Origin of the sequence: Bradyrhizobium cytisi (assembly GCF_008123515.1) — a bacterium.
GTDB classification, from domain to species: domain Bacteria; phylum Pseudomonadota; class Alphaproteobacteria; order Rhizobiales; family Xanthobacteraceae; genus Bradyrhizobium; species Bradyrhizobium cytisi.
This window is the reverse complement of record NZ_VSSR01000013.1, coordinates 94,321-116,872: the sequence shown is the minus strand read 5'-3', so window position 1 is coordinate 116,872 and position 22,552 is coordinate 94,321. Positions and strand designations below refer to the sequence as shown.

20 protein-coding genes are annotated in these 22,552 nt (G+C 61.9%); 3 read left to right on the top strand and 17 right to left on the bottom strand.

Annotation, left to right across the window (positions count from 1 at the left end; all coding sequences use genetic code 11):
- Positions 1-147 precede the first annotated feature (147 nt).
- The 12 genes from FXB38_RS07750 to xylB all read right to left on the bottom strand — a co-directional run bounded on the left by FXB38_RS07750 (position 148) and on the right by xylB (position 13,528).
- Complete coding sequence (locus FXB38_RS07750; RefSeq protein ID WP_148750311.1) at positions 148-1,335, bottom strand: MFS transporter; 1,188 nt, start codon at positions 1,333-1,335, stop codon at positions 148-150.
- Positions 1,336-1,469: 134 nt separating this feature from the next.
- Positions 1,470-2,297 carry a 3-oxoadipate:acetyl-CoA acetyltransferase gene (locus FXB38_RS07745; RefSeq protein WP_148750310.1) on the bottom strand — a complete coding sequence of 276 codons (828 nt, stop codon included), beginning with the start codon at positions 2,295-2,297 and terminating at the stop codon, positions 1,470-1,472.
- Between the two features lie 122 nt (positions 2,298-2,419).
- On the bottom strand, positions 2,420-3,808 hold the full coding sequence (locus FXB38_RS07740; protein WP_148750309.1) for an MFS transporter: 1,389 nt from the start codon (positions 3,806-3,808) through the stop codon (positions 2,420-2,422).
- A gap of 239 nt (positions 3,809-4,047) precedes the next feature.
- On the bottom strand, positions 4,048-4,251 hold the full coding sequence (locus FXB38_RS07735; protein ID WP_148750308.1) for a hypothetical protein: 204 nt from the start codon (positions 4,249-4,251) through the stop codon (positions 4,048-4,050).
- A 10-nt stretch (positions 4,252-4,261) separates the two neighbouring features.
- Complete coding sequence (locus FXB38_RS07730; protein ID WP_148750307.1) at positions 4,262-5,599, bottom strand: PQQ-dependent sugar dehydrogenase; 1,338 nt, start codon at positions 5,597-5,599, stop codon at positions 4,262-4,264.
- Positions 5,596-6,048, bottom strand: coding sequence for a DUF2231 domain-containing protein (locus tag FXB38_RS07725; RefSeq protein ID WP_148750306.1), 453 nt, complete (start codon positions 6,046-6,048; stop codon positions 5,596-5,598). The genes FXB38_RS07730 and FXB38_RS07725 overlap by 4 nt, the downstream gene beginning before the upstream one ends.
- 60 nt (positions 6,049-6,108) lie before the next feature.
- Positions 6,109-7,065, bottom strand: a complete 957-nt coding sequence (gene fcl, locus FXB38_RS07720) for a GDP-L-fucose synthase (protein WP_148750305.1) — start codon at positions 7,063-7,065, stop codon at positions 6,109-6,111.
- Positions 7,046-8,116: a GDP-mannose 4,6-dehydratase gene (gene gmd / locus FXB38_RS07715; RefSeq protein ID WP_148750304.1), complete on the bottom strand. Its 1,071-nt coding sequence runs from the start codon at positions 8,114-8,116 to the stop codon at positions 7,046-7,048. Before gmd ends, fcl begins: the two co-directional genes overlap by 20 nt.
- A gap of 174 nt (positions 8,117-8,290) precedes the next feature.
- Positions 8,291-9,238 (bottom strand): ABC transporter substrate-binding protein, encoded by a 948-nt coding sequence (locus FXB38_RS07710; RefSeq protein WP_148750303.1) that lies wholly within the window; start codon positions 9,236-9,238, stop codon positions 8,291-8,293.
- Between the two features lie 162 nt (positions 9,239-9,400).
- Positions 9,401-10,441 (bottom strand): ABC transporter permease subunit, encoded by a 1,041-nt coding sequence (locus FXB38_RS07705; RefSeq protein WP_148750302.1) that lies wholly within the window; start codon positions 10,439-10,441, stop codon positions 9,401-9,403.
- The gene (locus tag FXB38_RS07700; RefSeq protein WP_148750301.1) at positions 10,434-11,957 is read right to left on the bottom strand and encodes a sugar ABC transporter ATP-binding protein; all 1,524 of its coding nucleotides are present in this window, start codon (positions 11,955-11,957) and stop codon (positions 10,434-10,436) included. Before FXB38_RS07700 ends, FXB38_RS07705 begins: the two co-directional genes overlap by 8 nt.
- A gap of 125 nt (positions 11,958-12,082) precedes the next feature.
- Positions 12,083-13,528, bottom strand: coding sequence for a xylulokinase (gene xylB, locus FXB38_RS07695; RefSeq protein ID WP_148750300.1), 1,446 nt, complete (start codon positions 13,526-13,528; stop codon positions 12,083-12,085).
- Between the two features lie 240 nt (positions 13,529-13,768).
- On the opposite strand from xylB, the gene FXB38_RS07690 reads away from it, so the two are divergent.
- Complete coding sequence (locus FXB38_RS07690; RefSeq protein WP_148750299.1) at positions 13,769-13,957, top strand: hypothetical protein; 189 nt, start codon at positions 13,769-13,771, stop codon at positions 13,955-13,957.
- A 203-nt stretch (positions 13,958-14,160) separates the two neighbouring features.
- Here the strand turns inward: FXB38_RS07690 and FXB38_RS07685 are convergent, their stop codons facing one another.
- Positions 14,161-15,066, bottom strand: coding sequence for a LysR family transcriptional regulator (locus FXB38_RS07685; protein WP_148750298.1), 906 nt, complete (start codon positions 15,064-15,066; stop codon positions 14,161-14,163).
- 126 nt (positions 15,067-15,192) lie between these two features.
- On the opposite strand from FXB38_RS07685, the gene FXB38_RS07680 reads away from it, so the two are divergent.
- Together FXB38_RS07680 and FXB38_RS07675 are read left to right on the top strand one after the other, a co-directional pair.
- Complete coding sequence (locus FXB38_RS07680; protein ID WP_148750297.1) at positions 15,193-15,615, top strand: DoxX family protein; 423 nt, start codon at positions 15,193-15,195, stop codon at positions 15,613-15,615.
- Positions 15,616-15,660: 45 nt separating this feature from the next.
- The gene (locus FXB38_RS07675) at positions 15,661-16,533 is read left to right on the top strand and encodes an NmrA family NAD(P)-binding protein (RefSeq protein ID WP_148750296.1); all 873 of its coding nucleotides are present in this window, start codon (positions 15,661-15,663) and stop codon (positions 16,531-16,533) included.
- Between the two features lie 291 nt (positions 16,534-16,824).
- On the opposite strand, the gene FXB38_RS07670 is transcribed toward FXB38_RS07675, so the two are convergent.
- The 4 genes from FXB38_RS07670 to FXB38_RS07655 all read right to left on the bottom strand — a co-directional run bounded on the left by FXB38_RS07670 (position 16,825) and on the right by FXB38_RS07655 (position 22,461).
- A complete protein-coding gene (locus FXB38_RS07670) occupies positions 16,825-18,933 on the bottom strand; it encodes an AAA family ATPase (RefSeq protein ID WP_148750295.1) in 2,109 nt (702 codons plus the stop codon).
- Between the two features lie 1,155 nt (positions 18,934-20,088).
- On the bottom strand, positions 20,089-20,430 hold the full coding sequence (locus tag FXB38_RS07665; protein WP_148750294.1) for a hypothetical protein: 342 nt from the start codon (positions 20,428-20,430) through the stop codon (positions 20,089-20,091).
- Between the two features lie 223 nt (positions 20,431-20,653).
- Complete coding sequence (locus FXB38_RS07660; RefSeq protein ID WP_148750293.1) at positions 20,654-22,039, bottom strand: AAA family ATPase; 1,386 nt, start codon at positions 22,037-22,039, stop codon at positions 20,654-20,656.
- Positions 22,036-22,461: a hypothetical protein gene (locus FXB38_RS07655; RefSeq protein WP_148750292.1), complete on the bottom strand. Its 426-nt coding sequence runs from the start codon at positions 22,459-22,461 to the stop codon at positions 22,036-22,038. Before FXB38_RS07655 ends, FXB38_RS07660 begins: the two co-directional genes overlap by 4 nt.
- Positions 22,462-22,552 lie beyond the last annotated feature (91 nt).

Here is a 22,552-nt window from a genome sequence, read left to right as displayed (position 1 = left end):
GCGGCGAGATCGCGGACCGTGCTCCCTGCGGATACACCATTTTTGCGGCCCCGAGCACTGCGCGCTGGGCATACGGCCATCCCCCGCCCCGCAGCGGAAGTAGCCTGCGACGCCCAATTCCGCGTTGCGAATATTATCCGGTCGACCTCAGGTCGCGGCTACCGCAGCCAACTGCGGACGACGCCGGCCCAGTAGAATCAGGATCAAGGCCAAGGTGAGCCCAAGCGCGCCGCGGCTGCCGAACTGGGTAAGCAGGCCAGCCAGAAGCGGCGGCGAGATCGCGGAGGCCAGATTGAGCGGCAGCGCGATCATCGACATCGCCTTGGCGAACTCGGCCTGGTCATAGAACACGAGCGGGATCGTCGCCCGCGCCACCGCCATTGCGCCGCTGCCGGCACCGTAAAGCAGGATGAAGCTCGCGACCGCCCAGGTCGCACCCTCGCTCAGCATCAGCAGCACCATGGCAACGGGAAGCGCGGTGCCGGCGACCAACCCGGTGGTGATTCCGTCCCACCGGCCACCGCCGAGGAAGTCGAGACCGCGGGCGCTGACCTGGATCACGCCCAGCATGGAGCCGAATGCGAGCGCCTGCGCCGGCGCAAGGCCTTCCGCCCGCAACAGCTCGATCAGGATGGCACCGATGCCGAAATTGACGAAGGCATTCATCGTGATCACGCAGACGACGAGGCCGAAGGTGCTTCTTGGAATCGCAGGCGGCGGCGCAGCCTTGACGGCCTCGCCACCATGGTCAGTCGCAATTTTCCAGCGCGGCGCGAGAAACGCATAGAGCGGAAGGTTGATGGCGAGCATCATCGCCGCATAGACGAGACAGGTCCCGCGCCAGCCGAGCCAAGCGCTGAGGAACGACGTGGTCGGCCAGAAGATGCTGCTGGAGAGACCCGTCACCAGCATCAGCCCGCCGATGGCATTCTTGGCGCCCCGTCCGGCGACCTCGTTCAGCATGATATACGCGCCGGTCGACAACGTGGCGCTGCCGCCCATGCCAAGAATGACCCAGCCGGCGAAATAGAGCATCGGCTCACGCGCGAAGAAGAGGACGATGTAGCCCGGCACGGAGACAACAGTGCCCACCATCATGACCTTGCGCGCACCGTGCCGCGCAAAGGCCTTGGCGAGCCAGGGCGCGCACAGGCCCATGGTGACATAAAGGACCGAGCTGCCCGCAAACACCGCCGGCAGGCTCAGGCCGAGGTCGGCCCCGAGGTCGCGGCCGACCACGGCCGGAAGGCCGATCGTGCCCCATCCAATGAGCTGGGTGATTGCAAGCACCAGTAGGACCCCGATGAGCCTGCCGTCAGATTTCAAGAACCGCATTCCACCCGTCGCCTGCCCGGCAGGCGCCGATCACGCCTGTCAGTCTGTCTTACCCGGAGACTCAGCGCACGGAAACGCTGGCCGCCGAATGGCAGAAGGCACCCGGAAGCATGTCAGGTGGAGAACGGTCCTCCCTACCCCGCGATCCCGAGCAGGGATCGCGCCTCGGCTGCCGTCGCGATGCGCCGGCCGTGGCGCGTGACAGCCTCGGCGGCGATAGTCACGAGCTCCGCGTTGCTGGCGGCCAGCCGCGTCCTGTCGATCCTGATATTGTCCTCGAGCCCGGTGCGAACCGCGTCGGCGCCGCGCGCCAGCGCCCAGTCCATGACCTCGGCTTGATGGCGCCCGATCCCGGCCGCGGTCCATGTGGCTTTCGGGATCAGCCGCCTGAGCTCTGCCAGCAGGATGTCGAGGACATGCTCGTCGGCGGGCATCGCGTTCTTGACGCCCATGACGAATTGCACGTGCGGACGCGGGTCGATCAACCCTGCCTCGATCAGGCGTCGGGCGCCATGCAGATGCGACAGATCGAAGATCTCGATTTCCGGGCGGATGCCAGCTGCCTTCATGCCGGTCGCAAGCGTCTCGACCAGGGCGGCGCTGTTCTCGTAGACAATCGTCGGAAAGTTCACCGACCCCGTGGAGAGCGAGGCCATGTCCGGCTTCAGATAGAGCGATGATCCACGCGCCGAGGGATCGCGGCCCCGCCCGCCGGTCGAGAACTGCACGATCATCCCCGGACAATGCTTCCTGATCCCTTCCTGCACCAGGGCAAAGCGCTGGGGATCAGAGGACGGCGTCTCGTCATCGTTTCGCACATGGATATGGGCAAGCGTGGCGCCGGCTTCGAAGGCTTGTTGCGTCGACTCGATCTGTTCGGAAGGCAGGATGGGCACCGCCGGATTGTCCTTCTTGCGCGGAACGGAGCCGGTGATAGCGACAGCAACGACGACGGGGTTCATCCCTTGACCTCATGATGATCGCGCTCGCGCGCACAAAGTTCGAATAAGGAGTCACATAAGGCGTGAAGCCCTGCCGCTGCAAGCACGATTGATTGCAGCGGCATTGCGTTCACTCGTTCCTATCAGGTCGGAATTGCGGCCGCACCGCTCGCCGCCTCCGCGCGCTGTCGCTCATAGTCAGCCCGTGCCATCGGAACGGCCTCGGGATTGCCGAGATCGTCGATACTGACCCGATAGGTCTCACGGGCCGTGATGGCCGCCAGCGCCGCGATGACCGTGATGCCGAAGGCGATCGCCCCGACCGTCAAGGGAATGTTGGCAGAGCCGGGAGGCGCCACGGTCGCAAATAGGGCCGGAAGCAACGCCGTGATGGTCGTTCCGATGTTCTGCGAGATCGCCATGGCCGACACACGGGTGCGGGTCGGAAACAGCTCCGGGTAGAAGCTGGGGAAGATCGCGTTGTAGCCTTGATAGACGACGCCCCACATCAACAGCGACAGCAGGATCGCGAGCGGCACGTTCTTGATGCTGATGGCATAGAGATAGCCAAACGCGAGCAGACCGGAGAGCAGCGCGCCGAGGACGATCGGAGGCTTGCGGCCGACCTTGTCGGAGAGATTGCCGACGAAGGGAATGACGAACACGGCCAGCATGTTTCCGAGCACCGGGATCCAGAGATAGACGTCCTTGGCAAAGCCGATGCCGTAGGCCGGCTGTACCGCGTAGGCTGCACCGAAAATGGTCGCAACGACGGGAATGACGTTCATCAGCGCCATGCAGATGACCCTGAGCATATCGCGCCAGCTCAGCTTGATGGCTTGGACAATGGGCGCCCGCGGCGTTTCTCCGCGCTCGCCCTCGCGGGCAAAGGCGGGGGTCTCGTCGACTTCGCGACGGATGATATAGCCGGCAACGATGACGAAGAAGCTGAGCAGGAAGGGAATCCGCCAGCCCCAGCTGTTGAAGGCCTCGTTCGGCATGTAGGCCGCCAGCGGCAGGAAGACCGCGGCTGCGAGAATCTGTCCGGCCTGCACGCCCTGAAGGGCGAAGCTTGCATAGAAGCCGCGCCGACCGAACGGCGCGTGCTCCAGGATCATCGAGCTCGCGCCGGAGATTTCGCCGGCAACGGCAAATCCCTGGATGAGACGCAGGATGACGAGCAGGACCGGCGCGAGGATGCCGACCTGCTGATAGGTCGGCAGGATCCCGACCGCCATGGTCGAGATGCCCATCAGAAACATGCAAACGATGAGAACGGTCTTGCGGCCATGAGTGTCGCCCCAATGTCCGAGCACGAAGGCGCCGATCGGCCGGGCCACATAGCCGACGCCATAGGTCGCAAGCGATGCGACGATGGCGACGGTGGGATTTTCCGACGGGAAGAAGATTTGCGGGAAGATCAGCGACGCGGCGGTCGCGTAGATGAAGAAGTCATAATATTCGAGAGCCGACCCGATCCAGCCGCTGGCAGCGGCCTTCCTGGACTGACTCATCTGATGGATCGCGGTCATATCAAAATTCCTCCACATTGGTTTCTGGGTCCCTTGGCGGGCTTCTTGGAGAAATTGGGCAGCACTCTCCGCGCGCTGTGCGGATCTCCGCAAGCGTTTGTCACTGCCGATAGGTGTTTGATTGGCACGACAATAGGCTTTCGCCGGGCTAACACAATTACCCAGTTATGCGATAAACCTAACCTGATGTTATTTCGCGCGGACCCTGACCGCGGCGCGGGCGGCTGGTCGTGAAGAAGCTAGCTTCCCAGCGCGGTCTCTCCCGCCTCGCGGCCGGGGACGCTGACGTGAACCTCGTGCCCCTCGCGCAGCGCCAGGGATGCTGCGGCGACCGCTGACTCGAACGCAGCTTCCTTGGTGGCGTATCTGCTCTTCACGTCGCCATCATGCAGCACGCCCCACTCGTCCTGCACTGGCACGATCGCGTATTGAGCAAGGCCCATCGTCCAACTCCTATCGCTGCGTGACCTGCGGATGCGCGGCCGTCACCCGCCACACCGTGTTGCCGCTGTCATCGGCGACCAGCAGCGCGCCGGTCTTGTCGATGGCGACGCCGACGGGACGGCCGCGTGCCTGGTTGTCGCTGTTGAGGAATCCCGTGACGACGTCCTGTGCGGGCCCGCTCGGCTTGCCGTCCGCGAACGGCACGTACACGACCTTGTAGCCGTTGAGCACCTGCCGGTTCCAGCTGCCGTGCTCGCCGACGAAGGCGCCATTGCGATAATCACTCGGCAGGCTGCTGCCGGTCGAGAACGCGAGCCCGAGCGGCGCGACATGCGAGCTTAGCGCATAGTCAGGCACGATCGCCTTGGCGACGAGGTCCGGCCGCTGCGGCTTGACCCGGGGATCGACGTGCTGGCCGTAATAGCTGTAGGGCCAGCCATAGAAGGCTCCGTCCTTCACCGAGGTCATGTAGTCGGGCACGAGATCCGGGCCGATCTCGTCGCGCTCGTTCACCACCGTCCACAGCGCACCGGTCTGCGGCTCGAAGCTGAGGCCGTTCGGATTGCGCAAGCCGCTGGCAAAGATACGCCAGCGACCGCTGGCGCGATCGACCTCGAGAATGTCGGCGCGATTGTGCTCGGCCTCCATCCCGTTCTCGGTGATGTTGCTGTTGGAGCCGACGCCGGCATAGAGCTTTGAACCATCGGGGCTTGCGACGAGGCTCTTGGTCCAGTGATGGTCGATCGGCCCGCCCGGCAGCGGCGTCAGCACCGTACCCGGCGCGGTGATCCTGGTATCGCCTTCGGTGTAGGGGTATTTCACGATCGCGTCGGTGTTGGCGACATACAGATCGTTGCCGACCAGCGCGACGCCGAACGGCGAGTTGAGATGGTCGAGGAAGACGCTCTGCGTGTCGGGGACGCCGTCGCCGTTGGTGTCGCGCAACAGCGTGATGCGGTTGCTCTCGCCGGTATCGCCGCCCGAGGTCGCCCAGGACTCGATGAAGCCCATCACGATCTCCTTGGGCCGCTTGATCGCGGCGGCCCTCGGCGCCTTGGATTCCACCACCAGCACGTCGCCGTTGGGGAGAACATAGAGCGAGCGTGGATGCTGCAGGCCGGTGGCGAACGCCTTGGCCTGCAGACCCTGCGCGACCGTCGGCGTCTCGTCCTTCTTCCAGCCGACAATGCGGGCGATGTGCACCGGCGGTAGCAAATATTGCCGGATGTCGGGCAGCTTCGGATTGGCGCCGATCTGCGCCTTGGGATCGCCGCTGCCGTCATCACAGCCGGCGAGGAGACCAAGAAGCGAAGCGCATAGCAGCGCCCGCGCAAGGGGAGACTTCATCGCGCAACTCCCACACCGTGGCGGTACACCATGGCCCAGCCGAGCCAACCCGTCACCGGCAGGATCAGCACGGTAAGCACCGAAAGAATGAGACCGAGTGGCCAGACCGAGGTCCAGGCGTCACGCGTGTGAATGAGCGCATTGGTGATCGCGAGGATCAGCGCCACGGCGTTGCCGATCAGATGCGGCCAGGCCGGCGCCTGCGCGCGCACCAGGCGATTGCCGAGGAAATCGGTCAGGCCCGCGATCGCGGCCAGCACGCCGAAGATGACGCCGACCAGCAGAAGCCAGGCGGAAAAATCCGCCCACATGATCTCGGCCGAGATGAGATAGGCGATGTCGGTCAGCAGCGCGCCGATGAAGCACGCGATGGGGATCGGCACCAGCATCGGATGAATGGGATGGCCTGCGATTTGCGCGGTCGAGCGCACGCGCACAGCTTCTTGCACGGTTGACCTCGTGTGTTTTCCACCCGACCGGCCAACTCGTGCGAGGAACGAAGGTTCCTACTATTGTGCGGGGACGATCGTGGCGGCTTGGTACGCCGCATAGGCTTTCTTCAAGCCATCGTGAAGCGACGTCGTCGCGCGCCAGCCGAGCTTGTCGAGGCGGCTGACGTCGAGCAGCTTGCGCGGGGTGCCATCAGGGCGGGAGCTGTCGAAGCTGATTTCGCCGCGATAGCCGACGATCTCGGCGACGACATGCGCGAATTCGGCGATGGCGATGTCCTCGCCGGTGCCGATGTTGATCAGGTCCGCCCCGGAATAGGTCTTCATCAGATGCACGCAAGCATCCGCCATATCGTCGACATAGAGGAACTCGCGACGCGGCGTGCCGGTGCCCCAGACAACCACGTTCTTCGCCCCCGACAGTTTCGCCTCGTGAAAGCGGCGGATCAGCGCGGCAACGACGTGGCTCAGCTCGGGGTGATAATTGTCGCCGGGACCGTAGAGATTGGTCGGCATCACGCTGATGAAGTCGCTGCCATACTGGCCGCGATAGGCCTCGGCCATCTTGATCCCGGCGATCTTGGCAATGGCGTAAGGCTCGTTGGTCGGCTCCAGCGGGCCGGTCAGCACGGTGTCCTCGCGCAAGGGCTGCGGTGCGAGCTTTGGATAGATGCAGGACGAGCCGAGGAACATCAGCTTCTCGGCGCGGTTCAGATGCGCGGCATGGATCACGTTCGCGGCGATCGCAATGTTGTCGTAGATGAACTCGGCGCGCAGCGTGTTGTTAGCGAAGATGCCGCCGACTTTTGCCGCGGCGAGGAACACCACCTGCGGCCGCACCCGCGCGAACCAGTCGAACACGGCAGCCTGGTTGCAGAGATCGACATCGCGCCGCTCCACCGTGACGAGCTTCACGTCCTCCCGCGCCAGCCGGCGCGCCAGCGCCGCACCGACCATACCGCGATGGCCGGCGACGTAGACGCTCTTGCCCTTCAGCTCAAACGGTGCGCTTGCCATTTGCGATGTCCCGTTTGGCCTCGGCCAGATCGCTCGTCATCATCTCCTCGACGAGCTGCGCAAAGGTCCGATTCGGCTTCCAGCCGAGCACTTTTCGCGCCTTGCTGGCATCACCGATCAGCAGATCGACCTCGGTCGGACGGAAATAGGTCGGATCGATCTTCACAACCGTCTTGCCGCTCCCGGCATCGACGCCAGTCTCGTCGGCGCCTGCGCCGCGCCACTCGAGGCGACGGCCGACCTGCGCGAAGGACAGCTCGACCAGCTCGCGCACCGAGTGCGCCTCGCCGGTGGCGAGCACGAAGTCGTCGGGCTTGTCGGCTTGCAGGATCTTGTGCATGCCTTCGACATAGTCCCTGGCATGACCCCAGTCGCGCTTGGCCGAGAGATTGCCGAGATAGAGCGTCTCCTCGAGCCCGACCTCGATGCGGGCGACGCCGCGGGTGATCTTGCGGGTCACGAAGGTCTCGCCGCGGATCGGGCTCTCATGGTTGAACAGGATACCGTTCGAGGCAAACATGCCGTAGGCTTCACGGTAGTTCACCGTGATCCAGTAGCCATAGAGCTTGGCGACGCCGTAAGGCGAGCGCGGGTAGAACGGCGTGGTCTCCTTCTGCGGAATCTCCTGCACCAGGCCGTAGAGCTCGGAGGTCGAGGCCTGGTAGAACCGCGTCTGCTTCTCCATGCCGAGGATGCGGATCGCCTCCAGCAGGCGCAGCACGCCGATGGCGTCGGCGTTGGCGGTGTATTCGGGGCTCTCGAAGCTGACGGCGACATGGCTTTGGGCAGCGAGATTGTAGATCTCGGTCGGCCGGATCTGCTGCACCAGGCGGATCAGATTGGTCGAATCCGTCATGTCGCCGTAATGCATCAGGAACGGCACGTTGCCGACATGCGGATCCTGATAGAGATGGTCGACGCGTGCGGTATTGAACGAGGACGAGCGCCGCTTGATGCCGTGCACGACATAACCGAGCGAGAGCAGATGTTCGGCAAGATAGGCGCCGTCCTGGCCGGTCACACCGGTGATGAGAGCGACCCGCTCAGCCATATCCCTAACTGCTCCCAATAGCGCCCGCGGGCGCTACCATTCGGCCGCCCCACCGTCAAAACTCCCCCTTCTTTGACAGATCGGTCGCCAAGGTCAACCTCGAGAGGCGCGCCCGGGCCGGTTTCCCGGGACGCCCCTCTCGAATTGGGCCGCAATCAGCAAAATTGCGGGATGTTACTGCGACCGGTCCGAGGTCCAGCCCTTATACTCCGCGATATTGTCTCGGGTCACGAGCTTCGACGGCAGCAGCTCGACGGTCGAGGCCGGCTTCTGCCCACTGAGAATGCCGACGCCGATCTGCACGGCGCGCCGCGCCATGAAGAACGGATCCTGCGACGCTGACGCCTGGATCTGCGGCGACGCGGGATCCTTCAGCGAGGCCTCGATATCCGGCGCGCCGTCAACCGCGGTGATGACGATGCCGCTGCGGTTCTGCTGGCGCGCCGCAAGGTCGGTGCCGATCGCCTGCGGGTCGTTGATGGCGAAGATGGCGTCGATCTTGGGGAAGCGCGTCAGATAACCTTGCGCGACCGTCAGGCCCCCCTCGCGCGAGCCCTTGCCGTCCTGGTCGCTGGACAGCACCTTGATGCCGGGATTCTTACCGAACACGTTCTTGCAACCGGTGACGCGGTCAATGACGGCGGAGACCTGCGGCCCATTCTCGATGATGACATCGCCTTTGGCACCGAGCTTATCGACGATGTACTGGCAAGAAATCTCACCGGCCTGGACGTTGTTCGTGGTCACCGTGGCATCGGCGCCTTCGGCCGCGGTGTCGACGGCGACGACAACGATACCCGCCGCCTGCGCCTTCTTGATCGCCGGCCCGATCGCCTTGGGATCGCCGGGGTTCAACAGGATCAGGTCGACGCCGGCGGCGATGAAATTGTCGATCTGGGTGACCTGCTTGCCGAGGTCGTATTCGAACCCGACGGTGGTGATCTTCACATTGGGATTGGTCTTCTTGGCCTCGAACTCGGCACCCTTCGACAGCGCGACGAAGAACGGATTACCCATCGAACCGAGCGAAACGCCGATCGACTTCAGCTCCTTGGCCGAGGACGGCGCGGTGGTCAGGGCAAGCGCCATTGCGGCGCCGGCGAGCATGGTCATCTTCAACATTGGCTTCCTCCCTGGTCTGTCCTTAATCCGGCACGGCAGACCAGTTGCCGTAGCGGAATCTCGTATCGCGCCCCGATCCCTTACGTTCTGGCGGAGCCTTCAGGTTCTGGCGGAGCCTTTTCAGGTTCGGGCGGAGCCTTTTCAGGTTCTGGCAGAGCCTTTTCAGGTTCTGGCAGAGCCTTGCAGCCGATAGCGATCCAGCGCCACGGCGCCGATGATCACCAGACCCTTGATCACATATTGCCAGATGTCGGAGACGCCCGTGAGGATCAGGCCGTTCGAGAGCACGGCGATGATCAGCGCGCCGACCAGCGTCCCCCATATCGAGCCGATGCCACCGACGAACGACGTGCCGCCGAGAATGACCGCGGTGATGGCGTCGAGCTCGTAGCTTTGGCCGAGCTGAAGACCGTTGGCCGCGTAGAGCCGCGCCGCCTGCATGGCGCCGCCCAACCCGGCCAGCAATCCCGACACGCCATAGACGAAGATCACGACGGCCCAGACCTTGATGCCGGCAAGCCGCGCCGCGCTCTCATTGCCGCCCACCGCGTAGATATGCACGCCGAGCACGGTCCGGCGCAGCACCAGCCACGAGACCAGGATGACGAGCAGAGCGATCACCGAGAGCCACGGGATCGACGCCACGCCGGGCACAAGCGTCAGCGATCCGTTGCCGATGAAGGCGTAGGGAATGGATGGATTGAACACCGTGGTGTCGGCGCCAAGCAGCCGCGCCAGGCCACGCACGGCGGTGAGCGAGCCCAGCGTGACGATGAAGGGCGGCAGGCGCAACAGCGCAATAAGCGCACCGTTGACGACGCCGAAGCCGAGACCGGTGAGAACCGCGGCCGGCAGCCACAGCGCACCTAACTCGGGCAGTTTCGACATCGTCAGGCCGGCCATTGCCGACGCCGCCAGGATCGAGCCGACCGAGAGATCGATGCCGCCGGTGAGGATGACGAAGGTCATGCCCGCGGCGAGCACGGTGTTGACGGCAGCCTGCTGCAGGACGATGCCGAGATTCTGCCCGGTGAAGAAACGGCCGTCGGAGAGATAATGAAAGCCGGCGCATAGCAGCAGCAGCACCGGCAGCATGCCGGCCGCGCGGATCAGAAGCCTGATGCGCTGGCGCTTGGTCGCCTGGGCGACAGCAAGGTCGTTCGCCGTGGCGGCCTTCGCCTGCGTCGATCCGTTGTCAGGCATCCAGATGCTCCGTCCACGTGGCGAGGGCCATGATGTCTTCCTGAGTTAATGGCGCCGTCTCGGTTCGCCTGACCTCGCCCGCGACAAGTCCCGACCGCATCACGATGACCCGGTCGCAGATGCCGATGATTTCAGGGAGATCGGACGAGATGACGAGGATCGCGGTACCGGCCTTGGCAAGATTGTCGATGATCGAATAAATCTCGGACTTAGCGCCGACGTCGACGCCGCGCGTCGGCTCGTCGAGGATCAGGACCTTTGGCGCGATGGCGAGAAGCCGCGACAACAGCACCTTCTGCTGGTTGCCGCCGGAGAGGCCCCCTGCGGGGACACCGACATTGGCGGCGCGGATGCTGAGCCCGGTGAAGGCCCTGTCGGCACGCTCGCGCGCCTTGTCGCGATCCAGGAAACAACCGAGCTTGGCATCGCGCCCGAGCACGGCAAGATTGATGTTGTCCTGACACGACATGTCCAGAAACAGGCCAAGCGCCTTCCTGTCTTCCGTCAGATAGGCGATGCCGGCCTCGAGCGCTTCGCCGGGCGTACGGATGTCGATTGGCTGGCCTTCAAGCTCGAGACGGCCTGAAATTCTCGGCGCCGCGCCGATGATGAGATGCGCAAGCTCGGTGCGGCCGGCGCCGATCAGGCCGGCAAGCCCCACCACCTCGCCCGCATGCACGGTGAGCGAGCAGCCCTTGACGCGCAGCCCGTCGGCCATGTCGATGGCGCTGAGCACGGGATGCCCCTTCCCGGCCTCGGGATCATGATCTTTCTTGTAGAACGAAGAGACGTCGCGCCCAACCATCATGCGAACGATGGCGTCGGCGCGGATGTCCTGCTTGTCGAGCGAGCCGACCAGGCGGCCGTCGCGCAGCACGGTGACGCGGTCACCGAGCGCATAGACCTCGTCCATGCGGTGCGAGATGTAGATGATGGCAAGCCCCTCGGCACGGAGCTGACGGATCAGCGCGAACAGTCGCTCGCTTTCGCCGGCTGACAGCGCGGTGGTCGGCTCGTCCATGATCAGGATTTTCGAGCGCGCGTGCAGCGCACGCGCTATCTCGACGAGCTGGCGCTGACCCATGGAGAGATGCGCGACCAGCGTCGACGGCAGAAAGTCCGCCCCCAGCCGCTCCAGGATCGGGCCGACGCCCTCGCGCATGGCGCCACGCGCCAGCAAACCCGAACGCGAGAGCTCGCGGCCGAGATAAATATTCTCCGCAACGCTCAGATTGGGGGCCAAAGACAGTTCCTGATAGATGATCGAAATGCCCGCGGCCCGGCCGCCAAGCGGCCCTTCGATGCGCGCCGGCTTGCTCTCGATGCGGATCTCGCCGCCGGGATCGGGCCGGTAAGCACCCGACAGGATTTTCATCAGGGTCGATTTGCCGGCACCGTTCTCGCCCATCAAGGCATGGATCTCGCCCGCATAGACGGTCAGGTCGACCGCGCGCAGCGCCTTGATGCCGAAGAAGGATTTTGAAACTCCCCGCATCTCGAGGATCGGATCGTTCATCGTGCCTCCCGGCACACAAGGCGTTTCCTGTCCGCATCTCGTTCTTAAGCGCGGTTCACCCATTAAACAAAAGGCCGTCGCACAGGGCAACAGCGAACAGGCAGAAATGGGCAACCAAAGCGATGTTAGTGGCGCCGCCGATACAGTTCGTGCCAGGCGGAAAGCCGCTCGGCATAGGATTCGACCAGCGCGCGACCGGGTTCGAAGGTTTCGACGCGTTGCGGGGGCGTGCAGACGGCGGCGACTGCCTCGCCCGTGACAGCAAGCCGCCCCAATCTCGCCGCACCGAACGCCGCTCCGGTTTCACCGTCGGCAAAGCGATGGATCGGAACATTGAGAACATTGGCCAGCACCGACAGCCAGAACCGCGACCGCGAGCCGCCGCCGATGACGTCAGCTTCCGTAACGGCAATGCCGGCATCGCCAAGCACGTCCCGGCAATCCGCCAGCGCAAAGGCGACGCCCTCGAGCACGGCCTGCACGATCGCCGCGCGGTCGGTGCCGTGGCTCAAGCCATCGAGCATGCCACGCACGACGGGGTCGTCATGCGGTGTCCGCTCGCCGGCGAGATAAGGCAGGAAGCTCACGGGAGACGGCGCCTGCGGGCGCGCCCCCAGCGGCGCCAGCAGCTCGGTTTCAGTGACGCCGAACAGCCGCGCGGCCCAAGCCAGACACGAGGCCGCCGAGAGGATCGCGCCGGCCTGAATCCACATTCCAGGGATCGCATGGCAGAACGTGTGAACCACGCGGTCCGGATTGGCGGCAACGTGGCTGGTCGGCGTCAGCAAGGCGCCTGAGGTTCCCAGAGAGATGAACGCGGTTCCGGGCCTGATCGCGCCGATGCCGACGGCACCCGCCGGATTGTCGCCAGCACCGCCCGCGATCATCGGGCACCTCGCCATGCCCCAGCGCTGCGCCAGTTCGCTGCGCAATGTGGCTGCGGGCGCGCAGCCCTCGACCAGGCGCGGCATGTGCGCGCGCGACAGGCCGGTCGCAGCCAGCGCCGCATCGGACCAGTCCCGGCGTGCCGCGTCGAGCCATAGCGATCCCGACGCGTCCGAGACGTCCTCGATCGCCTCGCCCGATAGCACCAGCCGCAGATAGGCCTTCGGCATCAGGACGCGTGTCGTCGCCGCAAAAATCTCGGGCTCGTGCGCGGCGATCCAGAGCAGTTTTGGCGCGGTGAATCCGGGCATTGCCTTATTGCCGGTGACCGCACGCAGGGCGGGCCAGCGCTGCTCCAGGATGCGGCACTCCGCAGCAGAGCGTCCGTCGTTCCAGAGAATGCAAGGCCGCAATGGCTTTTCGCTCGCATCAAGCAGCGTGGCGCCGTGCATCTGGCCGGACAGCCCGATGCCTTCGACCGCTGCCAGCTCTTTCCCATGCGATGCCTTCAAGGCGTCCAGCGTGGCAAAGGTCGCCGCGAGCCACTGAGCGGGATCCTGCTCGAAATAGCCTGATAGCGGCGAGGTGATCGTCAAAGCGCGGCTCTCGCTCGCAATCACGCGCTGGGCGCCGTCAACGAGAACGGTCTTGACCGCCGAGGTGCCGAGATCGATGCCGAGATACATGACGGACGTGGCTCCCGAGATTTGGCGTCGGTGCGGACGCGACGCCAAACATGACGTGCATATTTAGAAGAACTTTGCTCCCGCAGCCAAGTGCGCCGCGGCTTTGCGCGCAGATGTTACATGAATGCAGCAGTTGACGGTTGCCAGCCTTGGTTGATTGAACCACATTCCTCGAAAGTGGGCGTCCTCTGTTGCGCTTGCGCTGCACAGACGTAGTTCCTTTTCCGCGCCGGAGCAGCCATGCAGCGATCCAGGGCAGTCTTTATCACCGGTCTCGTCTACGCCTTGATCGGCCTGGCCGGCGCACAGTCGACGCCGATGAGCTACGAGGTCGACGGCAAGCAATATGTCGTCACCGCGGCCGGCGGCCACGGCTCGTTCGGCACCAAGCGCGGCGATTACGTCATCGCCTACGCATTGAAGGATTGAACGCGGGAGCGGCGCCATGATGGCATCACGTCAACAGCCGCGTCACCCGGTCGGGAGAACCGACACGTCGAGGTCGAACCACACGGCCGCATGCTCGGGCCCAGCAGCTCCGGATAGCCGCATGATCGGGGATCGGCCGACGATCTCTATTCAGACATAACTCAAAACATTGATTTCGAGGGCAGGACGAAGCGCTCGATTCGCTATTCCAGGTAGGGCGCGAGCACATTTTCGATCCATTTCATGAATGCGCGGACTCGGCGCGACAGATTGCGCCGATGTGCTACGACGAGAGACACGTCGAGCGCCCGGCGACGAAAATCGGGTATAATCTCCACAAGCGCGCCACTCTCCAAGTATCGGCCAATCCCCAAGAATGGCGCCTGAATCAGACCAAGGCCGGCGAGGGCAGCGGCTTCGTAGGTCTGCGCGCTGTTGACGTGCAGCGCACCTGGCAACTGGAGCGTCGCGTAGCTGTCGCCGTCCGGATATTCCCATCCATAGGGCCTTGCGCCCAACATCGTCGAAAAATGAATTGTCCGATGACCCTGACGCCGGAGATCTTCTAGCGATCGAGGGACGCCATAGTGCGCCAGATAGGCAGGACTGGCGGCGTTGACCATGCGCAACTTGCCCAGCGGGCGGGCGATCAGCGTCTCATCCCCGATAGGACCAAGTCGCAATACGCAGTCGAACCCCTCTTGAACCAGATCGACTTGGCGATCCGTACTCGACACCTCCAGCTCCAACGCGGGGTGAGTCGCCATGAAATCCGGCAAGGCCGGCACGATCGTCGTACGCGCCACCTCGGTCGGAAGATCGACCCGTAAACGCCCGCGAAGTGCCACGCGATCGCTTGCGAACATTGAATGTAGGTCATCGACTTCAGCAAGGAGATCGCGGGCACGGGCATGAAATGCGCGTCCGTCCTCCGTCAACTGCACGCTACGCGTCGTCCGGTGCAAAAGCCTGACACCGACATCTTCTTCCAGCTTCCGGACCGCCGTTGACGCCCTTCCCTTCTGAATGCCGAGGCTATCGGCTGCGCGGGTGAAGCTCCCCATTTCCGCTACCGTTATGAAAATGAGGATGGGTTCGAGATTCTGCATTTTCGTGCCTCGGTATTGTTCACCGCAGAGAGAACAGTGAGTTCATTTCCGCGGCGTTTATCATACCCTAGAGACACAGTAGGCAGTAGGCCTCGAAGATTGGTGGCCCCCTCGGAGAACCACAAAATGTCTGAAACCATGAACCTTCGTCAGGCGCCTGATGCCATGAACTTGCATCGCGCCCAGTGGGTCGGCCGGATAATGAGCGCGTTTGTCGTTATCGCTCTGGTTGCAGACGGGACTATTCAGCTGTTCGCGCCGGCACAGATCGCGAGCATGTTGCACGAAACCGGGTTCGCGATCGACCTGACCCACGTCGTCGCTCCGATCATACTCGCCTGCGCCATCCTTTACGCCATCCCGGCCACCGCCGCCCTCGGCGCGATCCTGGTGACCGGCTTTTTGGGAGGTGCCATCTGTGCCCATGTCCGCATTGGTGAGTTGGGGTCGCCGCCGGAAATCATTTCGCTGCTTCTGGGCGCGATGACATGGGGCGGCCTCTACGCGCGCGATCCCCGTATCCGGGCCGTTCTGCCGCTCATCCGTTGAACCAACCGGGGCAGTGCTCTGTCCCTCAAGATCGGGAGAAAACGCATGTTCTTAGTCATGGGAATCACGGGAAAAGTGGGCGGCGCAACGGCAGAACATCTGTTGGCGCATGGCATGGAAGTACGCGCGCTGGTCCGCAATCGCGAGAAGGCGTCAAGCTGGGCGAACCGGGGCGTGGAGCTGGTTGACGGTGATTGGAATGATTCGGCAGCCATCGAGCAGGCGCTCAAAGGCGTCGAAGGCGCGTTTGTCATGTTGCCGGCTGTTTGGGCCCCCTCGCCCGATTACAAAGAAGCCAAGGGCGTGATTGCGAACTATGTCGAGGCGCTCACCAAGGCAGCGCCGCCGCGAGTGGTAGCGCTTTCGTCGATGGGTGCGAACAGGACCAGCGGGCTTGGGATGGTCACGGCCTTGTCGCTTCTGGAGCAAGGTTTTCGCGACCTGATATCGCCGATCGCATTTGTGCGCGCAGGTGGATTCTTCGAAAATTTCCTTTACGGCTTGCAGGTCGCCCAGGGCGGAACGCTACCGGTCTACTACAATCCGACAAACCGGAAATCGACCATGGTCGCGACGAACGACATCGGCGCGGCGGCAGCAACCCTTTTGACCGGGCCAGCGTGGTCAGGGCAGCGCGTCGTCGAGCTTGGTTCGATGGTCAGCCCGGATGAAGTCGCCGAGCAATTGGGTGAAGTCCTGAAACTCGACGTGAAAGCCTTTGCAGTCCCGCGTGAAGGGTGGGCGGAAGCGTTCGAGCAATTCGGCATCCCGAAGGGCTACACCGGACCTGCCGAAGAAATGTTTGATGCCGTTAATGCAGGATGGATGGACCTCGGAGTCGAGGGTACGGAGCACGTAGCGGGTACGACGTCCGCACGCGACGTCTTCACGGCGGCCCAGAAGGCCGTGACGGCGTGAACGTGGGAATATGCGAGATACGAGAAACAGTCGGTCAAAAGCGAGCAACAGAAACTGTAAAGCAGCCTTTGTCAGAATGAGATCATCAAAAAAGAGCCGTCCCTCGCGCTAAACATAAGCGATTGAAAGCTCTGGAGCGGGTGAAGGGAATCGAACCCTCGTATTCAGCTTGGAAGGGTTTCGGCGGCTGAATACTTTCAAGGGCCATTCGGACAAATTGCCCCAAATCCCCCCCTTGGACACTAACGGCTATTCCGGCTCGTCCGAACGCCAAAGGGAAGTGGCTTCCGGCTAAGACGGCCTGACAAGAGGTTGGGGCGCAAGAATCTGGTCAAGAATCTTTTTCATCCCGGGCGGCTGGTAGCCTTTATCCCTCATTCGAGCGATGATCACATTCCGAAACGCCTCGTATTTTACACCTCCGCCGCGACGCCCAACGAATAACCTCAGAATATCACGCCCCCTAAAGGACTTCTTCCAGCCTCCATTTTGCAAATCGACTTGGAAACGCTGTTTGTGTGTCTGGGCCAGCCCCTCAAGGGCGGCTGGCGAGAGGCTGTTCTGGATCAACCCTTCGATTTTGTTTCTAGAGGTCTGAATAGCCATCGAAAGAGCTTGTCCGGGATTTGCTGATTTTGGGTCGATCCTAGTGTTGATTGCCGCGATGATTTCACGGTTAGCGGCATCACAGGTGTCGTGCACCACCAAGGACAGCAGCGTTTCCGTCGCGCAGTCGATAAGTTCGTCCTCGATTGTCTGCTCCGATGGAACGCCCTTCCCTCCTAGAAGATCATTCAGAGCACTCTTGATGAACTCTGGGACAAGCAAATAGTTTTCAATGTGATACACATCCCAAGCGAACTGCATGGCACCGACAACGGTCCCCTTGTCCGAATCCTTATCTGTAATCGAATAGACACGCATAGGCGGAAGCCGATCCGCTTCCATCAGCGTTTCTAATAGGGCGTGAAGTCCTCGCACCCGGGTCTTGTTGGTTCCCGAAACAGCATTCACTCTCGCAAGCAGGTCGGGAAACAACTCGGAAGTCATCCTCACGTCAAAATCAGAGTCCTCGCCTTCGAATATTACTACCTTCGCGCCCGGATTATAGGCGGCCAAATCACCCACCATGTCGATGACCGCGCGCTCAAGGTCCTGATCGGCTTCAACGCGATGCGCCTGATCCTGTCCGGCTGGCGTATGAGCACTGGGAGTCATGTGGAATACCGACACACCTAGTCGCCCAACACTCTCCCTCAAAATCGCGTCTGAATGCGTGATTAGCCAAACCTGATTTTGCAGGTCCTTGGCCAAGTGTCTGTGATAGAAGTCCGGAAGATTTCGCGTCAATCTCGGGTTCAGATGCAGCTCAGGCTCATCGAGCAGGACCACTGAGTGTTTGGGTGCTGAACTGCGCAGGCGCAGATAGCCGTACAAGATTTCTTTTTCGCCAGAACTAAGCTCATCGAGATCATGCGTTTCTCGGCCACCAACTTTAACTGGGAAATACAAGCTACCGTCCGACCGTGGTTGCGGTCCAAGAAATTCCTTTTCGGGAAAGAACGTTGCAAAAAGCTCTTTGAGAGTATCAGTGAGCGAGCTCTGCCCACTTGATTTAGTCCCGGCCTTTTCAGCCAAAGCTTCGCGCACATAAAGTGCAGCCATCTCGCTTTTTACGTTGGAGTATTTTGCGTTGTAGTTATAAAGGACGCTTTGCTTTCGCTGCTCCTCGACGGCGTTTAGGTTGACGTTAATCGCGTTGATTTGCTCACGGTTGAACGTGCGGTGGGCACCGTGATAGTCAATGACGCCTATGTGCTCTGGATCGAAATTGGTGAACATCAATTCGAGAGTTTTCGATGGCGAAAATTCTGGAGGCTGCCCGGGCTCAATGGTGAGAAGCGCTGATATGGTCGGCTGGTCGATTTCAGCGTTGAACAATTCCTGATCGCCCTTGGCCGTTTCTTCCACCTGCGAATGGTGACTCCGGAACTGGGCGGTAAACGGCGCTGCGTCCAGACTGCGCCACCCCTGCAATTCTGGCATCACCGTTTTCCAAACCTGCATCGTGATCAGATCTTTCGCTTGCTCCTTCAGATAGCGGCGCTCCTCATCGTGAAGCTCTACGTCGATCTGCAAAAGTAGGCGCTTAGTGGAATCATTGAAGATTGAGGCCAGCGCCCGTGGATCGTTGAAATTGATCTGGAACTCACCGAACCATTGATGGAATTCGTTCGGCTGGTAACCGCCATAAACAGACTTCAGGAGACGGATCGCATCCAAAATACATGATTTACCCGATCCATTCTGCCCAGCTAATACCACCATCTCCCCCAGATCGCTCAAAACAGCCGAGCGCACACCACGGAAGTTCTCGACGCGAACGCCTTTCAACTTCATCCCGGCCTTCCTTTCCTAGAGCGCAACGAACAGAGACTCCGGTCTCGTCTGCTTTTAGCATCCGTTCGTGTGCGGGAATAAACTGGTAATATCCCTCTAAAGCTGTACAACTGCTTGTTGTCCACCAGAAAACATGTGTGCGACTGCGATCCGCCGTCGCGCTGGTGCATAAGGGGCTGCGACGACCAGCGGCCCGCTGAAGTAAAGTTACCGACCTAGGAGGAGAGCTGCGCACGCGCACGGCACCGGCCATCATCCACGATCTACGCACTTACTTTGGTTGTATTCGCCCATCATCTCCTCAAAAGTCCAACCGCACGGCTCGCGCAAAGTCGCCAGAAACACCCGCGTGTGCTCGTCGTACCGGAGCCCGGTCAATCGGGCATCCTCACCAGATCGCCGCGCGTCGTCGCGCATCGTGCGATCAGTATCGCGCAACACCACGAATAACTGACACGCCAGTGTCCGCCGCTCTTAAGTGTCGGTGCATCCCGGACGCGTGCATCGAGCGCGTCGAGTTGGGCCAAACTGATCGCCCAGAGCCTCAGTTGATGCAACTGCATCACGTCCACTTCGCCGCCGCGACAACGCCTCGACGATCCGAGCGAGCCGCCAGCGGGGCTTGCCCTTCTCATGAGCATCCGGCGCAAGGCCGCGCACGGCGCGCTCAATAGTATGCCGGTCGCGTTCCAATACACGCGCCGCGCCGTAGGCACTGAAGAACTGGGTGTTCTTGGGAACTTTCCGTTGTTGTGGGTCTAGGAAAATATTCCCACTACTTTTGGGCCGGGCGCAAGCGCCGCCCGTATTGTCCTAGAGGGCAGTACCTTGTAATTGCGTGTATGGGAAGTGCAACTTGAAATCGCTGGCGCCGCTCGCGAATTCAGTTGCGGAATAATCCGCAACACTGAGAGAGCGGAGGTCGCCCGCCCGTTGACTTGGATCAAGCGAGGAGGAGCCGAGAGCCCCCAAAGTTCCCGTGCCTCGGAGGCCGGTCGTCATGGGGAAGAAGAGAGAACCCGACGATAACGGGACGAGCGCGCCAAAGCGTCTGCCGCCCTCGGACACGTCGTTGGAACGGCGCTTGATCATAGAAGAATACGCCAACGCCCTCCGGGACTTGCTCAAATGGCTACGCAAAAGGCTTAATGGCAATTAATGCAAGCTGCCGCGCTCCCGGCGCTCCACCTCAGCCCTCGCCAGCTCCATCAACTCCGGCCATTCCAGATCACGGTCCAGCGCACGCGCGAAGCCGGTCGCGTCGCCATAGTCGGCGCAGCCGTCGGCGATCTCCTCGGCAAGCGTCGCCAAGGTCCAGTTGACTGCGCGCGGATTGAGCCGCGCCATCTTCGCCGTCAGGCTCGCCAGAACCGGCACAGGAATGGCCTTGGCTGTCGCAGCCAGTTTGGTCAGGTGCGCCGCGCCGGGCGCATCAGCGAGCTTGCCTGCGAAGTGCAGGAAGTACTGCCGGAAAAGGTTCGGGTTCATCACATACATTCGATTGGCTCCTCTATTACGACGTGACGGCGCACGCGCCGCCCCAGATTGATTTTCATGCCGACAGTCCCGATCTGCTCCAGTCTTTCCGACCGCCCCCCTGCTGCTCCACTTCCAGTTAATCCCTAAAGGGATTTAACTGGAGCGGAGCAGATCAGTTGTTCCAGTTGCTCCAGTTCTGCTTCGGCCAACTGGAGCAACTGGAGCGGGTCAGGCCCTCCCTTCAATCGTCGTCGGCCACCTCAATGAATTTCTTCGTCTGCCGGTTCTCGGCCTGCTTCTCGACCTCGATCAAAGCGCCCGTTTCACGCCACGTCTTGATCAACGCGAGAACCTTGGCGCGGTCTTTCTTGTCGGCGAGACTGAGGTCCAAAGTTTTGGCAATCGCGATGCCGACCCAGCTATTCGCCCGCTGGTCGGCGCGCCATTGGCTTGCCTTGATCGCCTGAGCACACCGCTCAAAGTCCGATCCGGTGACCCCGGCCAGCAAGTCGGGCCACTCCCAGCGGGTCACAACGCCGATATCGTCGCCCTTCAGATCACCGAATGGGTTGCCGCTGAGACGGTTCAGCGGGTTGTTGTCGAGATCGACAGAAACTAGCTTGAACCAGTCCCGCTTGTCGGCTGGCTTGGTCAGGTTGGCCTTATCGGCATAGGCTGAGAAATAGGACCGATGCTGATCGACGCCTGCTTTCTTGGCTTCAGCTTCGGTCATGCGATTGAGCACACGAACGGAGCGACAGCCATCAGTCATCGCCACGCCGCCGCGCGCGCTTTGTACCGTGACCTCCTGTTCGCCCTTCCGAACGTGGTGGACGAGCTCAACCGCGCAATTGCCCTGATCGGCGACTTTGCCCCATTCCTTCACCACCATATCGATGGCGTTGTTGTCGTTCTCAGGCACCTTATGCGACGAAATAAAGGGATCGACGATTACAACGTCGATGCTGCGCGCCTTGATCTCCGCGATCAAGGCGTCAACGACAGGCGCGCAGATCACGGTATCACGGCCTTCCGTCTTCGCGATGACGAGGGGGCGTTCACGGCCATGGTCGATAAACAGCCGGTCGCCGATGTCGTTTTCCGTGAGTTTGAAGTATTTGGCGGTGGCTTGGATGCGACGCGTCGTCTCCGTGGCAGGGTCTTCAAGGTTGAAATACCAGACGCGGAGCTGTTCGGAACTGATGCCGAGCAACGCCCGACCCGAAACCGTCGAGAGCATTTCGGAGATGATGAGCGACGATTTACCGAGGCCGCCCGGCGCAATCGTGGCGCTGACATATTCACGGATGAGATGCTTGCCGTAAAGGAACTCCCGCATCGGAATTTGCTCTGGCGGCGTCCAGCGATACGGTGTTGCGCGCATCTGGCCCCGCGACATATACTCCGAAATCGCAAGCGTTGTGCGCGCATCGGCAATCATTTTGCGGATTTCGGCCGGGGTGTGACGGCGAAATGCTGCACAAAAGGACTGGATGTCGTGATCGGTTTCGTGATCCTTGATCAGCTCCTCGATCACCTGAGCCATGTTATTCGATTGCACGATTAACGACGTTCGGCGCTTGAGTTGCGCCAAGAACTTCTCTTCGGCGTCTGCGATCTCGTTCATGCGCGCACCTCGCGCAGCAAGCGATCAACATCACGACGGTTGATGCAGATGTAAGCGGTGACCGGCGCGAAGCCTTCATCAGCCGGGCCGTCCTCACCGAATATCGGAAGGATGTTGATGCCCATCTCTGACGCCGCGACCAGCACCGCGCCGCGAGAGATGTAGCCACGGCGGCTCAAGCGCTCGACATCATGTTTGAGCCAACCGATAGTCAGACACTCATCGGGCTGCACCGTGCGCGTCGGGCGACACCGAGCAAACACGGATTTGACGGTCTCCACCTGGCTGCGCTGGACGTTGTCCGGGATCGGATCGCCGAAATCCTCAGTCGAAAACCCGCCCGAACAAGCCCAGTAGTCGCCGATCTTCACCGGCCCGGTGATGGACGCGTTTGCGCCGATGCTGTAAGATGCTGCTTCCATTAGTGATTTGCCTTTCTGTCTGCCGCCCGGTCTGCCAACCGGGGGCGGAAACTACCTGCCCAAAATAATTTTACGCCATTGCGTAACACTG